Origin of the sequence: Burkholderia sp. Bp9143, from assembly GCF_003853645.1 — a bacterium.
GTDB lineage: Bacteria > Pseudomonadota > Gammaproteobacteria > Burkholderiales > Burkholderiaceae > Burkholderia.
In genome coordinates, this window is record NZ_QTPO01000040.1 from 1 (window position 1) to 13,734 (window position 13,734).

The 13,734-nt window shown below is 66.0% G+C and carries 14 protein-coding genes; 11 read left to right on the forward strand and 3 right to left on the reverse strand.

Annotation, left to right across the window (positions count from 1 at the left end):
• Window positions 1–220 precede the first annotated feature (220 nt).
• Window positions 221–997, reverse strand: coding sequence for an enoyl-CoA hydratase (locus DIE23_RS26715; RefSeq protein WP_124614867.1), 777 nt, complete (start codon window positions 995–997; stop codon window positions 221–223).
• Between the two features lie 129 nt (window positions 998–1,126).
• Here DIE23_RS26715 and paaN point away from each other — a divergent pair, with 129 nt between their 5' ends.
• From paaN to paaK, 5 genes are all read left to right on the forward strand, one after another.
• Window positions 1,127–2,830 carry a phenylacetic acid degradation protein PaaN gene (gene paaN, locus DIE23_RS26720; protein ID WP_124614868.1) on the forward strand — a complete coding sequence of 568 codons (1,704 nt, stop codon included), beginning with the start codon at window positions 1,127–1,129 and terminating at the stop codon, window positions 2,828–2,830.
• An 87-nt stretch (window positions 2,831–2,917) separates the two neighbouring features.
• Entirely contained in the window at window positions 2,918–4,120 is a 1,203-nt protein-coding gene (gene pcaF / locus DIE23_RS26725; RefSeq protein WP_124614869.1) for a 3-oxoadipyl-CoA thiolase, read from the forward strand.
• A gap of 45 nt (window positions 4,121–4,165) precedes the next feature.
• Entirely contained in the window at window positions 4,166–4,957 is a 792-nt protein-coding gene (gene paaG, locus DIE23_RS26730; protein WP_124614870.1) for a 2-(1,2-epoxy-1,2-dihydrophenyl)acetyl-CoA isomerase PaaG, read from the forward strand.
• Window position 4,958: 1 nt separating this feature from the next.
• Window positions 4,959–5,411 (forward strand): hydroxyphenylacetyl-CoA thioesterase PaaI, encoded by a 453-nt coding sequence (gene paaI, locus DIE23_RS26735; RefSeq protein WP_185640894.1) that lies wholly within the window; start codon window positions 4,959–4,961, stop codon window positions 5,409–5,411.
• Window positions 5,412–5,451: 40 nt separating this feature from the next.
• Window positions 5,452–6,750, forward strand: a complete 1,299-nt coding sequence (gene paaK, locus DIE23_RS26740; RefSeq protein ID WP_124614871.1) for a phenylacetate--CoA ligase PaaK — start codon at window positions 5,452–5,454, stop codon at window positions 6,748–6,750.
• A gap of 137 nt (window positions 6,751–6,887) precedes the next feature.
• On the opposite strand, the gene DIE23_RS26745 is transcribed toward paaK, so the two are convergent.
• Complete coding sequence (locus tag DIE23_RS26745) at window positions 6,888–8,012, reverse strand: murein transglycosylase A (protein WP_260436172.1); 1,125 nt, start codon at window positions 8,010–8,012, stop codon at window positions 6,888–6,890.
• Between the two features lie 28 nt (window positions 8,013–8,040).
• Between DIE23_RS26745 and DIE23_RS40380 the strand changes: the two genes are divergently transcribed.
• Entirely contained in the window at window positions 8,041–8,184 is a 144-nt protein-coding gene (locus DIE23_RS40380) for a hypothetical protein (protein ID WP_240462024.1), read from the forward strand.
• A 19-nt stretch (window positions 8,185–8,203) separates the two neighbouring features.
• Here the strand turns inward: DIE23_RS40380 and apaG are convergent, their stop codons facing one another.
• Entirely contained in the window at window positions 8,204–8,578 is a 375-nt protein-coding gene (apaG, locus tag DIE23_RS26750) for a Co2+/Mg2+ efflux protein ApaG (RefSeq protein ID WP_057924835.1), read from the reverse strand.
• Window positions 8,579–8,755: 177 nt separating this feature from the next.
• On the opposite strand from apaG, the gene rpe reads away from it, so the two are divergent.
• The 5 genes from rpe (at window position 8,756) to trpD (ending at window position 13,712) form a co-directional block, all read left to right on the forward strand.
• Window positions 8,756–9,442: a ribulose-phosphate 3-epimerase gene (gene rpe, locus DIE23_RS26755; protein ID WP_077178447.1), complete on the forward strand. Its 687-nt coding sequence runs from the start codon at window positions 8,756–8,758 to the stop codon at window positions 9,440–9,442.
• A 4-nt stretch (window positions 9,443–9,446) separates the two neighbouring features.
• Entirely contained in the window at window positions 9,447–10,202 is a 756-nt protein-coding gene (locus tag DIE23_RS26760) for a phosphoglycolate phosphatase (protein WP_124614873.1), read from the forward strand.
• A 358-nt stretch (window positions 10,203–10,560) separates the two neighbouring features.
• Entirely contained in the window at window positions 10,561–12,054 is a 1,494-nt protein-coding gene (gene trpE / locus DIE23_RS26765) for an anthranilate synthase component I (protein ID WP_124614874.1), read from the forward strand.
• Window positions 12,055–12,067: 13 nt separating this feature from the next.
• Complete coding sequence (locus DIE23_RS26770; RefSeq protein ID WP_124614875.1) at window positions 12,068–12,667, forward strand: aminodeoxychorismate/anthranilate synthase component II; 600 nt, start codon at window positions 12,068–12,070, stop codon at window positions 12,665–12,667.
• Window positions 12,668–12,680: 13 nt separating this feature from the next.
• Window positions 12,681–13,712 carry an anthranilate phosphoribosyltransferase gene (gene trpD, locus DIE23_RS26775; RefSeq protein ID WP_039318793.1) on the forward strand — a complete coding sequence of 344 codons (1,032 nt, stop codon included), beginning with the start codon at window positions 12,681–12,683 and terminating at the stop codon, window positions 13,710–13,712.
• Window positions 13,713–13,734 lie beyond the last annotated feature (22 nt).

Sequence of the window (13,734 nt, forward strand, 5' to 3'; positions counted from 1 at the left end):
TGCCCTCAACCGCACCGCTTCCCTTCTTCCTCCCGCGCCGCGTTTCCGTTAGCGCGAAAGAGGCGTGATTCTAAGCACCCGTCCCCGTCTGCGCAACCCCCTTTGTGAAAATATTTTGAAAAGCCCCCGTGCGCTACCGCGCACGGGGGCTTGGGGTTCGTTGCACCGGGCGATCACGCCGGCGACCAACATCCGTCGCTCGCTAGGCAGCAGCCGCGAATCAGCGATTCTTGAATACCGGCTTTCGCTTTTCGACGAATGCAGCCATCCCTTCCTTCTGATCTTCGGTCGCGAACAGCGAATGGAACAGACGACGCTCGAAATGAACGCCCTCGGCCAGCGTCGTCTCGTACGCGCGGTTCACCGACTCCTTGACCATCATGGCTGCCGGCAGTGAAAACTCGGCAATCGTCGTCGCAGCAGCAATCGCTTCGTCGAGCAATTTGTCGGCCGGCAGCACCCGCGACACGAGCCCCGCCCGTTCCGCCTCGGCCGCATCCATGAAGCGCGCAGTCAGGCACATGTCCATGGCCTTCGCCTTCGACACCGCGCGCGGCAGGCGCTGCGTGCCGCCCGCGCCCGGCATCACGCCCAGCTTGATCTCGGGTTGGCCGAACTTGGCCGTATCCGCCGCGAAGATGATGTCGCACATCATCGCGAGCTCGCAGCCACCGCCGAGCGCGAATCCCGCCACGGCAGCGATGATCGGCTTGCGGATCTCGCGGATGGTTTCCCAGTTACGGGTGATGTAGTCGCCGCGGTAAACATCCATATAGGAATAGGTCGCCATCATGCCGATGTCGGCCCCGGCAGCGAACGCCTTCTCGCTCCCCGTCACGACGATCGCACCAATCTCGTCGTCCGCATCGAACGCTTTCAGCGCAGCACCCAACTCATCCATCAGCGCATCGTTCAGCGCATTCAGCGCCTTCGGACGATTCAGCGTGACCAGCCCGACTCGCCCCCGGGTCTCCACCAGGATGTTCTCGTAAGACATCTATTTCTCCTCGATCAATGAAATGAGAAACGCCTCGCACATGCGAATAGTTTGATGCTACCATTCTCCGACCAACCGGTCGGTTAATTAATCGATCCAACCCTTCTCAACGTCCATCAGGCCGCCGTCATGACCCATGCACTGTTCACGAAGCACGAAGACACGCTGAAACACGCCCTCGCCGCCATCGAGAGCCGCGGGTACTGGAGCCCTTTCGCGGAAATGCCGAGTCCCAAAGTGTACGGGGAAAGCGCCAACGCCGATGGTGAAGCGGCGTTCAAGGCACACCTCGGCAACACGTTCGTGCTCGACCAGCCGGCGGCCGGCACCGTCGGCGCAGAGCAGTCGCCGTACGGAATCGCGCTGGGCATCCGCTATCCGAAATCGACACCCGACGAGCTGATCGCCGCGGCCACCGCTGCCGAGCGTACGTGGCGCGAAGCCGGCCCGAGCGCCTGGATCGGCGTCAGTCTCGAAATCCTCGCGCGGCTGAACCGCGCGAGCTTCGAGATTGCCTACAGCGTGATGCACACGACGGGCCAGGCGTTCATGATGGCGTTCCAGGCCGGCGGCCCGCACGCGCAGGATCGTGCGCTCGAAGCCGTCGCCTACGCATGGGACGAGTTGCGTCGCATCCCCGCGGATGCGCACTGGGAGAAGCCGCAAGGCAAGAACCCGCCGCTCGCGATGCACAAGCGCTATACGATCGTCCCGCGCGGCACCGGCCTCGTGCTCGGCTGCTGCACGTTCCCGACCTGGAACGGCTACCCCGGCCTGTTCGCCGACCTGGCGACCGGCAATACGGTGATCGTCAAACCCCACCCGGGCGCGATCCTGCCACTCGCGATCACGGTCCGCATCGCCCGCGACGTACTGTGCGAAGCCGGCTTCGATCCGAACGTCGTCACGCTCCTCGCGACCGAGCCTAACGACGGCGCCCTCGTGCAGGACCTCGCGCTGCGTCCTGAAATCAAGCTGATCGACTTCACCGGCAGCACGCAAAACGGCACGTGGCTCGAACGCCATGCCCATCAGGCACAGGTGTATACGGAGAAGGCGGGCGTCAACCAGATCGTGATCGACTCGACCGACGACCTGAAGGCCGCGGCCAAGAACATCGCGTTCTCGCTGGCGCTGTACTCCGGCCAGATGTGCACGGCACCTCAGAACATCTATGTGCCGCGCGACGGCATCCGGACGGCGGACGGCCATGCGAGCTTCGACGAAGTCGCCCAGGCAATCGCCGTCTCCGTGCAGAAACTGACCGGCGACCCGGCGCGCTCGGTCGAACTGATCGGCGCGATCCAGAATGACAGCGTGACCGCACGCATCGACGATGCCCGCACGCTCGGCCGCGTGCTCGCCGACAGCCAGACGCTCCAGCACCCGACGTTCGTTGACGCTCGTGTGCGCACGCCGCTCGTGCTGCAGCTCGATGTGGCCGACCGCGCAAAATTCACGCAGGAGTGGTTCGGCCCGATCTCGTTCGTGATCGCGACCGACTCGACCGCGCAGTCGCTCGACCTGGCCGGCGAAATCGCCGCGGAGCATGGCGCGCTGACGCTCTCCGTCTACAGCACCGACGACAAGGTCCTCGATGCTGCGCACGATGCGGCGGTGCGTGGCGGTGTCGCGCTGTCGATCAACCTGACGGGCGGCGTGTTCGTCAACCAGTCGGCCGCATTCTCCGACTTCCACGGCACCGGCGCGAACCCGGCCGCCAACGCGGCGCTGGCCGACCCGGCGTTCGTCGCCAATCGGTTCCGCGTAGTGCAAAGCCGCGTCCATGTTGCGCCGAAGGCCGTGCCTGCGGAAGCCGGCCAGACGGCATAACCCGAATGGCCGACGTGCAAACGCTGTCACGTTCTCTACCATGAACGAATCCGCCAACCGGCGGGTTCGTTGCACATCGACACTCCCATGACCGACGCCTACATCTGCGACGCGATTCGCACCCCCATCGGCCGCTACGGCGGCGCCCTGAAAGACGTTCGTGCCGACGATCTCGGTGCGGTGCCGCTCAAGGCGCTGATCGAACGCAACCGCAACGTCGACTGGTCCGCAATCGACGACGTGATCTACGGCTGCGCGAACCAGGCCGGCGAGGACAACCGCAACGTCGCGCGCATGTCCGCGCTGCTCGCGGGCCTGCCAACCGCCGTGCCGGGCACGACGCTGAACCGGCTGTGCGGCTCGGGCATGGACGCCGTCGGCACCGCCGCGCGCGCGATCAAGGCTGGCGAGGCACGCTTGATGATCGCGGGCGGCGTCGAAAGCATGACGCGCGCGCCGTTCGTGATGGGCAAGGCCGCCAGCGCGTTCGCGCGTCAGGCCGCCATTTTCGACACGACGATCGGCTGGCGTTTCGTCAATCCGCTGATGAAACAGCAATACGGCGTCGATTCGATGCCCGAGACGGCCGAGAACGTTGCGGTCGACTACGACATCAGCCGCGCCGACCAGGACCTGTTCGCGCTGCGCAGCCAGCAGAAGGCCGCGCGCGCGCAGCAGGACGGCACGCTCGCCGAGGAAATCGTCCCGGTGACGATTCCACAGAAGAAAGGCGACGCGCTCGTCGTATCCGTCGACGAGCACCCGCGCGAAACGTCGCTCGAAGCGCTCGCGAAGCTGAAGGGCGTCGTGCGCCCGGACGGCTCGGTGACGGCCGGCAACGCGTCGGGCGTCAACGACGGCGCATGCGCGCTGCTGCTCGCCAACGCGGAAGCCGCCGATCAATACGGGCTGCGCCGCCGCGCACGCGTCGTCGGCATGGCGACCGCCGGCGTCGCGCCGCGCGTGATGGGCATCGGCCCCGCGCCGGCCACGCAGAAACTGTTGCGCCAGCTCGGGATGACGATCGACCAGTTCGACGTGATCGAGCTGAACGAGGCGTTCGCGTCCCAAGGTCTCGCGGTGCTGCGCATGCTCGGCGTCGCCGACGACGATCCTCGCGTGAACCCGAACGGCGGCGCGATCGCGCTCGGCCACCCGCTCGGCGCATCGGGCGCCCGGCTCGTGACGACGGCGCTTCACCAACTCGAGCGTACGGGCGGCCGCTTTGCGCTCTGTACGATGTGCATCGGCGTCGGCCAAGGCATCGCGATCGCCATCGAACGCGTGTAACCGACGCACCGCGCGCCTATAACGAAGTCATGAAGGAGACACTGCATGTCATATCAGGCGATCCAGCTGGATATCGATCAGGCTGCCAGCGTGGCCACGATCACCCTCAACCGTCCGGACAAGCTGAACAGCTTTACGCGGGCAATGCACCGTGAACTGCAGTCGGCACTCGATGAAGTCGAGACGGCCGGCGCGCGTGCGCTGACCCTGACGGGTGCGGGGCGCGGCTTCTGCGCAGGCCAGGACCTGGCCGACCTCGACTTCACGCCGGGCGCGTCCACCGACCTCGGTACGCTGATCGACGAGCATTTCAATCCGCTGATCCGCCGCCTGCAACGCATGCCGATTCCGGTGATCGCCGCCGTCAACGGCACGGCGGCCGGCGCCGGCGCGAATCTCGCGCTCGCCTGCGACATCGTGTTCGCCGCGCGCTCGAGCAGTTTCATCCAGGCCTTCGTCAAGATCGGGCTCGTGCCGGATTCGGGCGGCACATGGTTCCTGCCGCAACGCGTCGGCATAGCACGCGCGCTGGGGCTCGCCCTGACCGGCGACAAGCTCGGCGCCGAACAAGCCGAACAGTGGGGCTTGATCTGGCGCGCCGTCGACGACGATGCGCTCGCCGCGTCGGTCCGTCAGGTCGCCAACCAGCTCGCGCAGCAGCCAACGCTCGCGATCGCGTCGATCAAGCAGTCGATGCGAGACAGCGTCACGAATACGCTCGACCAGCAGCTCGACCTCGAGCGCGACCTGCAGCGCAAGCTCGGCCAGTCGTACGACTACGCGGAAGGCGTGAAGGCGTTCATCGAGAAGCGCGCGCCGCGCTTCGAGGGGCGTTGACATGACCACCTCCACCGACACGCTCGACCCCGATGCGCTCGCCCGTGCGACGGCGCGGGCCATGTACGACGCGGACGCCTGCAGCCGCGCGTTCGGCATGGAAATCGCCGAAGTGCGCGCCGGCTACGCACGCCTGCAAATGCGCGTCCGGCCGGAATTCCTGAACGGGCACCAGACCTGCCATGGCGGCATCATCTTCACGCTCGCCGATTCGACGTTCGCGTTCGCGTGCAACTCATACAACCTGAATACCGTTGCGGCGGGCTGCTCGATCGAATACCTGCGTCCCGTATACGGCAACGACCTCCTGACGGCCGAGGCGATCGAACAGACGCGCAGCGGCCGGCATGGTGTCTACGACATCCGCGTCACGAACCAGACAGGCGAAACGGTCGCGATGTTTCGCGGCAAATCAGCCCAGATCAAGGGCACAGTCCTCCCGGAAGATCGCTGACGTCCACGGCTCGCCGATAACAATATCACTGGAGACAGGCATGACTACCCCCCTACCGCTCGAGCCGATCGAGACCGCTTCACGCGACGAGCTGACCGCGCTGCAGCTCGAACGCATGAAATGGTCGCTCCGGCATGCGTATGAGCACTCCCCCGTCTATCGCCGCAAATTCGACGAAGCGGGCGTGCATCCCGACGACCTGAAGACGCTCACGGATCTGTCGCGCTTCCCGTTCACGACCAAGAGCGACCTGCGCGACAGCTACCCGTTCGGGATGTTCGCGGTGCCGCAGGACCAGATCTCGCGCATCCACGCGTCGTCGGGCACGACAGGCAAGCCGACCGTCGTCGGCTATACGGCGCGCGACATCGACACGTGGGCGAATCTCGTCGCGCGCTCGATCCGCGCGGCCGGCGCGCGACGCGGCGACAAGGTCCACGTCAGCTACGGCTATGGGCTGTTCACCGGCGGGCTCGGTGCACACTACGGCGCCGAACGAGCAGGGCTGACGGTGATCCCGTTCGGCGGCGGCCAGACCGAGAAGCAGGTGCAGCTGATCCAGGATTTCCGGCCCGACATCATCATGGTGACGCCGAGCTACATGCTATCGATCGCCGACGAGATCGAGCGCCAGGGCCTTGATCCCGCACAAAGCTCGCTGCGCATCGGCATCTTCGGCGCGGAACCGTGGACCAACGACATGCGCGTGGCCATCGAACAGCGGATGGGAATCGACGCGGTCGACATCTACGGGCTGTCCGAGGTGATGGGCCCAGGCGTCGCGTCGGAATGCGTCGAAACCAAGGACGGCCCGACCATCTGGGAAGACCATTTCTATCCGGAAATCATCGACCCCGAGACCGGCGAAGTGCTGCCGGACGGCGAACTCGGCGAACTGGTCTTCACATCGCTGACGAAGGAAGCGCTGCCGATTATCCGCTACCGCACCCGCGACCTCACGCGCCTGCTGCCCGGCACCGCACGCACGATGCGCCGGATGGAAAAGATCACCGGGCGTTCGGACGACATGATGATCGTGCGGGGCGTCAACGTCTTCCCGACGCAGATTGAGGAACAGCTGCTGAAGCAGCGCGCGCTCGCGCCGCACTATCAGATCGTGCTGACGAAGGAAGGTCCGCTCGACGTGCTGACGCTCAACGTCGAGCCGTGTCCTGAAACGGCCCCCGACACGGCGGCGATCCACGCGGCCAAGCAGGCGCTCGCGCACGACATCAAGTCGCTGATCGGCGTGACGGCCGTGATCAACGTGCTGCCCGTGAACGGGATCGAGCGTTCGGTCGGCAAGGCACGTCGCGTGATCGACAAGCGCAAGGGCTGATACGCGCCGGTGCCCGACCACCGCGCGCAACGGCAATCGCGCGTGCCCCCCCAAAAAAACAGCCCGACCGGCCAACCACCGATCGGGCTGTTTCGTTTCGATGCCCGGCTACACACGTACGCCGGCACCACCGCGTATCACGAGTTCGGGAATAGCAGCCACATCCGGCCGATCTGCTTCATCCGTCCGGCCTGATCGCCGGCGTCGTCGCCGAGCCCCCAGAAATAGTCGGCCCGCACGCCGCCCTTGATCGCGGAACCCGTGTCCTGCGCGAACACGAGCCGGTTCATCGGCGTATTCGTCAGCGGACGCGTGGTCTGCAGGAACACGGGCGTGCCGAGCGGGATCGACGACGGATCGACCGCGATCGAACGCTCCGGCGTGAGCGGCACGCCGAGCGCGCCGATCGGGCCGTCCGCGCCGCCGTGCGGTGCATCTTCCTTCGTCGGCATGTCGCGAAAGAACACGAAGCGCGGATTCGTGTCGAGCAACGCGTCGACGCGAGTCGGGTTCGCCTTCGCCCACGCCTTGATGCCCTGCATCGTCGCCTGAGCGGGCGTCAGCTCGCCGCGATCGAGCAGCCACTTGCCGATCGAGCGATACGGCTGGTTGTTGGTGCCGCCGAAGCCGACCCGCATCACCGAACCGTCGTCGAGCAGCACGCGTCCCGAACCCTGCACCTGCAGGAAGAACGCCTCGATCGGATCGTCGACCCACACGAGTTCGTTGCCGGTCAGGACGCCGGCGCGCTCGAGCTGCGCGCGAGCGGGCAGCGCGGCGCCGGCGCGATAGCCGGCCGGCCAGCGGTACAGCGCGTACTGGTAAGGACCGCGACGCACGCGGGAACCGTGCAGCAGCGGCTCGTAATAGCCGGTCACGAGCCCGTCGAGCGTGCCGTCGGTGTTCGCCAGCTGAAACGGCGTGAAATACGTTTCGAAGAATGCACGCGCGCTGCTGACGTCGAGCTCGTCGAGGCGATCGGCGGCCGAGCAGGCGCGCTGCCACGCGGGCTGGCGCGCGAGCCGCACGCAGTTCTGCCGCAGCGCGGCCGTCGCGCCGATCAGCGAATCGTCCTGCCAGCCCGGCACCTGCTGCCATGCAACCGGCGTCAGCCGCTTCGCGGCGACCTGCCCCGGCACGATCGCCGCGCCGGTCGGCGGCTTGAGCGTCGACGTCCGCGTCGGCGCGCCGCCGCACGCGGCAAGCAGCGCTGCCGTCGCGGCCGCCGCAACCCAGCCGGCCACCCGGGGCCCAAACCACATACAATGTCCGTTCTTGATGGAAACCGCCATGTCAGATTTTCTCGACCAATATCCGATGCTCATCTTCGCGCTCGAGGCTTTCGTAGCGCTTGCCCTGCTGATCTTCATCGTCGTGTGGACGTCGTCGGGCAGGAAGAAGCACGCCCGCAGCAACGACCGCCAGCCACGCTGACCGGCCGCGCACGCTCAACTCAATGCAGCGTGCGCGGCATGTGCAGCGCAAACTCATCGACCGGCGCGTCGAACCGCTCGCCGTCCTCCGCCACGCAGAAGTACGCGCCACGCATCGTGCCGACCGGCGTCGCGATTACGGCCCAGCTCGTGTATTCGAACTGTTCGCCCGGCTGCAGCAGCGGCTGGTGCCCGACGACGCCGAGCCCCTTCACTTCCTGCACGTGGTTTTCGCTGTCCGTGATGATCCAGTGACGCGCGATCAGCTGCGCCGCGACCTGCCCGGTATTGCGGATGGTCAGCGTGTACGCGAATGCGTATTGACGTCGATCGGGGTCGGATTGTTCCGGCAAGTAGCTGGTTTTCACCGAAACGGTGAACTGATACTGACTCATGGTGTTTCCGCTGTAGGTAACCGCCCGCGCCAACTCGAGCGGCAGGGCCGCGGGCGCGCCGCACTGGTTCGGCATTCTATGCGGAATCGGGCCGCAACCGCACGGCCCGTCGCCGCGCACCGGGTCGCCGGACGGTAGAATGGCGGTTTTGCGCCGCTGCGTCCCCGCTCCCCTGTCATGACTCAATTCCGCATCGCTCCCAGCATCCTGTCGGCCGACTTTGCACGGCTCGGCGAAGAAGTCCGCAACGTGGTCGCCGCCGGCGCCGACTGGATTCACTTCGACGTGATGGACAACCATTATGTGCCGAACCTCACGATCGGCCCGCTCGTCTGCGAGGCGATCCGCCCGCACGTGCAGGTGCCGATCGACGTGCATCTGATGGTCCGCCCGGTCGACCGGATCGTGCCCGATTTCGCGAAAGCCGGCGCGAACCTGATCAGCTTCCACCCGGAAGGCTCGGACCACATCGACCGTACGCTGTCGCTGATCCGCGATCACGGCTGCAAGGCCGGCCTCGTGTTCAACCCGGCAACGCCGCTGAACTATCTCGACCACGTGATGGATCGCCTCGACTTCGTGCTGCTGATGTCGGTGAACCCCGGCTTCGGCGGCCAGTCGTTCATTCCGGAAACGCTGAACAAGCTGCGCGAGGCGCGCGCCCGCATCGACGCATACACCGAGCGCACCGGCCGCGAGATCCTGCTCGAGGTCGACGGCGGCGTGAAGGCCGACAACATCGCGGAAATCGCGGCGGCCGGCGCGGACACCTTCGTCGCGGGTTCGGCGATCTTCGGCAAGCCCGACTACCGCAAGGTGATCGACGAGATGCGCGCCGCGCTCGCCGCCGTCGAGCGGAGCTGACGCCGTGGCCGACTCCTCGCTGGCCGGTCAGGCACCGGCCACAGTCGACGGCACGATCCGTTTCGCGACGACGCGCATCGACGCTGCACTGATCGACCTCGACGGCACGATGGTCGACACGGCCGACGATTTCACGGCCGGGCTGAACGGGATGCTCGCGCAGCTCGGCGCGCCAGCCACGTCGCGTGACGAAGTGATCGGCTACGTCGGCAAGGGCTCCGAGCATCTGATTCAGAGCGTGCTGAAGCCGCGCTTCAAGCCTGACGAAGCGCACGCGCGCTTCGACGATGCGCTCGCGATCTACCAGACCGAATACGCGAAGATCAACGGCCGCCACACGCGTCTCTATCCGGACGTCGCAACCGGCCTCGACGCGTTGCGCACAGCCGGCATCCGGCTCGCGTGCGTGACGAACAAGCCGCACCGCTTCGCGGTCGAGCTGCTCGAACAATACGGGCTGATCGATCGCTTCGGCATCGTGCTCGGCGGCGACAGCGTCGCGCGCAAGAAACCCGATCCGCTGCCGATGCTGACGGCCTGCGACGCGCTCGGCGTCGCGCCGGACGCGGCGGTCGCGATCGGCGACTCGGAAAACGACGCGCTGGCGGGCCGCGCGGCCGGCATGGCGACGCTGACGGTGCCATACGGCTACAACCACGGCAAAGCTATACAAACGATAAATTCGGATGGTATAGTCGATTCGTTGCTGGTCGCAGCCCGCGCGATCACCGCGCACAACGCCGGCCGGCCAACCGTCTGATTATTTCTTCCATCCGCATGTTTCTGAATAAAAAACGGAGTCTGAGCAGCATCGACCGGGGAGCCTGGCCCTGGCGTCGCTGGTCGCGCTAACCTCTTCGATGAGGTACGCTGAGGCACGTCTTCAGCGCCGTTTTTTATCTCGCTGCGCATCCGCGCGCCGATCGTCGCACCACCTCGAGTTCCACCGCGTCCGAACGCTTGCGTTCAGGATCGGCCGCAGGCTCGCGACGTTCACGCCCGGAAAGCCGGCCGGCAACAGGCACTTCTCGATCGACCGCCCTTTCGCCGACGGCAGCCCGCGCAGCGTCAAGTGATCCCTGGCGCACGCCGCCGCTCGTCCCGAACAGGACCGGAACATGACCGAACTCGAATTCCAATCGCTTGCGAACGAAGGCTACAACCGCATCCCGCTGATCGCGGAAGCGCTCGCCGACCTCGAAACGCCGCTGTCCCTCTACCTGAAGCTGGCCCAGCCTGAACGTGCGGGCGCCAACTCGTTCCTGCTCGAGTCGGTGGTCGGCGGCGAACGCTTTGGCCGCTATTCGTTCATCGGCCTGCCCGCCCGCACGCTGGTGCGCACCCGCAACGGCGTGTCCGAAGTGGTGCGCGACGGCCAGGTCGTCGAGACGCACGACGGCGACCCGTTCGAATTCATCGAGTCGTTCCAGGCACGCTTCAAGGTCGCGCAGCGCCCGGGCCTGCCGCGCTTCTGCGGCGGCCTCGCCGGCTATTTCGGCTACGATGCGGTGCGCTACATCGAGAAGAAGCTCGCGAACACCGCGCCGCGCGACGATCTCGGCCTGCCCGACATCCAGTTGCTGCTCACCGAGGAAGTCGCGGTGATCGACAACCTCGCCGGCAAGCTCTACCTGATCATCTACTCGGATCCGGCCCAGCCCGAGGCCTACACGAAGGCCAAACAGCGTTTGCGCGAGCTGAAACAGCGCCTGCGCACGACCGTGCAGCCGCCCGTCACGTCGGCGAGCGTGCGCACCGAGACGTTCCGCGAGTTCAAGAAGGAAGACTATCTGGCCGCCGTGCGCCAGGCGAAGGAATACATCGCGGCCGGCGAACTGATGCAGATCCAGGTCGGCCAGCGGCTGACGAAGCCGTACCGCGACAATCCGCTGTCGCTGTACCGCGCGCTGCGTTCGCTGAATCCGTCGCCGTACATGTATTACTACAACTTCGGCGATTTCCATGTGGTCGGCGCATCGCCGGAAATCCTGGTGCGCCAGGAAAAGCGCGGCGAAGACCAGATCGTCACGATCCGTCCGCTGGCCGGCACGCGTCCGCGCGGCAACACGCCCGAGCGCGATGCGGAACTCGCGACTGAACTGCTGAACGATCCGAAGGAAATCGCCGAGCACGTGATGCTGATCGACCTCGCGCGCAATGACGTCGGCCGCATCGCGGAAATCGGCTCGGTGCAGGTGACCGACAAGATGGTGATCGAGAAGTACTCGCACGTGCAGCACATCGTCAGCTCGGTCGAAGGCAAGCTGAAGCCCGGCATGACGAACTACGACGTGCTGCGCGCGACGTTCCCGGCCGGCACGCTGTCCGGCGCGCCGAAGGTGCGCGCGATGGAACTGATCGACGAGCTCGAACCGATCAAGCGCGGGTTGTACGGCGGCGCCGTCGGCTACCTGTCGTTCTCGGGCGAGATGGATCTCGCGATCGCGATCCGCACGGGCCTGATCCACAACGGCAACCTGTATGTGCAAGCGGCGGCCGGCGTCGTCGCGGACTCGGTGCCCGAATCCGAATGGCAAGAGACCGAGAACAAGGCGCGCGCGGTGCTGCGTGCGGCCGAACAGGTCCAGGACGGCCTCGATTGCGACTTCTGACCGGAGACTGACCATGCTGCTCATGATCGACAACTACGACTCGTTCACCTACAACCTGGTCCAGTACTTCGGCGAACTGGGCGAGGACGTGCGCACGTACCGCAACGACGAAATCACGCTCGATGAGATCGCGCGCCTGAATCCCGACACCATCTGCCTGTCGCCCGGCCCGAGCAACCCGCAGCACGCGGGCATCACGCTCGACGTGCTGCGCGAATTCGCGGGCAAGAAGCCGATCCTCGGCGTCTGCCTCGGCCACCAGGCGATCGGCGAGGCATTCGGCGGCCGCGTCGTGCGCGCGAAGACCATCATGCACGGCAAGGTGAGTCGGATCGAAACGGATTGCCGCGGCGTGTTCGCCGACCTGCCGAAGCATTTCGACGTCACGCGCTACCACTCGCTCGCGATCGAACGCGAATCGCTGCCCGACTGCCTCGAGGTGTCGGCGTGGACCGATGACGGCGAGATCATGGGCGTGCGTCACAAGACGCTGCCGATCGAGGGCGTGCAGTTCCACCCGGAATCGATCCTCTCCGAGCACGGCCACGCGCTGCTCGAGAATTTCCTGAAGCAGAATCGCGCATCGGCCCGTGCGGCCGCGCCGGCCGCCTGACGGGAGACACACGATGACGATTACCCCGCAGGAAGCGCTGCAACGCACGATCGAGCACCGCGAGATCTTCCACGACGAGATGCTGCACCTGATGCGGCTCATCATGCGCGGCGACATGTCGCCCGTGATGGCGGCCGCGATCATCACCGGGCTGCGCGTGAAGAAGGAGACGATCGGCGAGATCGCCGCCGCCGCGACCGTGATGCGCGAATTCGCGAACCACGTCGAAGTGCAGGACAATTCGAACTTCGTCGACATCGTCGGCACGGGCGGCGACGGCGCACATACGTTCAACATCTCGACCGCGTCGATGTTCATCACGGCGGCGGCCGGCGCGAAGGTCGCGAAGCACGGCAACCGCGGCGTATCGAGCAAGTCCGGCAGCGCCGACGTGCTCGAGGCGCTCGGCGTGAACATCGACCTGCAGCCCGATCAGGTTGCCGCGTCGATCGCCGAAACCGGCATGGGCTTCATGTTCGCGCCGAACCATCATCCGGCGATGAAGAACATCGCGGCCGTGCGCCGCGAGCTCGGCGTGCGGACGATCTTCAACATTCTCGGTCCGCTGACCAATCCGGCCGGCGCGCCGAACCAGCTGATGGGCGTGTTCCACCCCGACCTCGTCGGCATCCAGGTGCGCGTGATGCAGCGCCTCGGCGCGCAGCACGTGCTGGTCGTGTACGGCAAGGACGGGATGGATGAAGTGTCGCTGGGCGCCGCGACGCTCGTCGGCGAATTGCGCGACGGCAAGGTGCACGAATACGAGATCCATCCGGAGGACTTCGGCCTTCAGATGGTGTCGAACCGCACGCTGAAGGTGGAAAATGCCGAGGAATCGCGCACGATGCTGCTCGGCGCGCTGGACAACCAGCCGGGCGTCGCACGCGAGATCGTCACGCTGAACGCGGGCACCGCGCTCTATGCGGCCAATATCGCCGAATCGATCGCGGACGGCATCCAGCTCGCCCGCGAAGCGATCGCGAGCGGCAAGGCACGCGCGAAGGTCGACGAACTCGTGCGCTTCACGCAGCAGTTCAAGCGCTGACTCCCCTTTACGAATCAAGCAG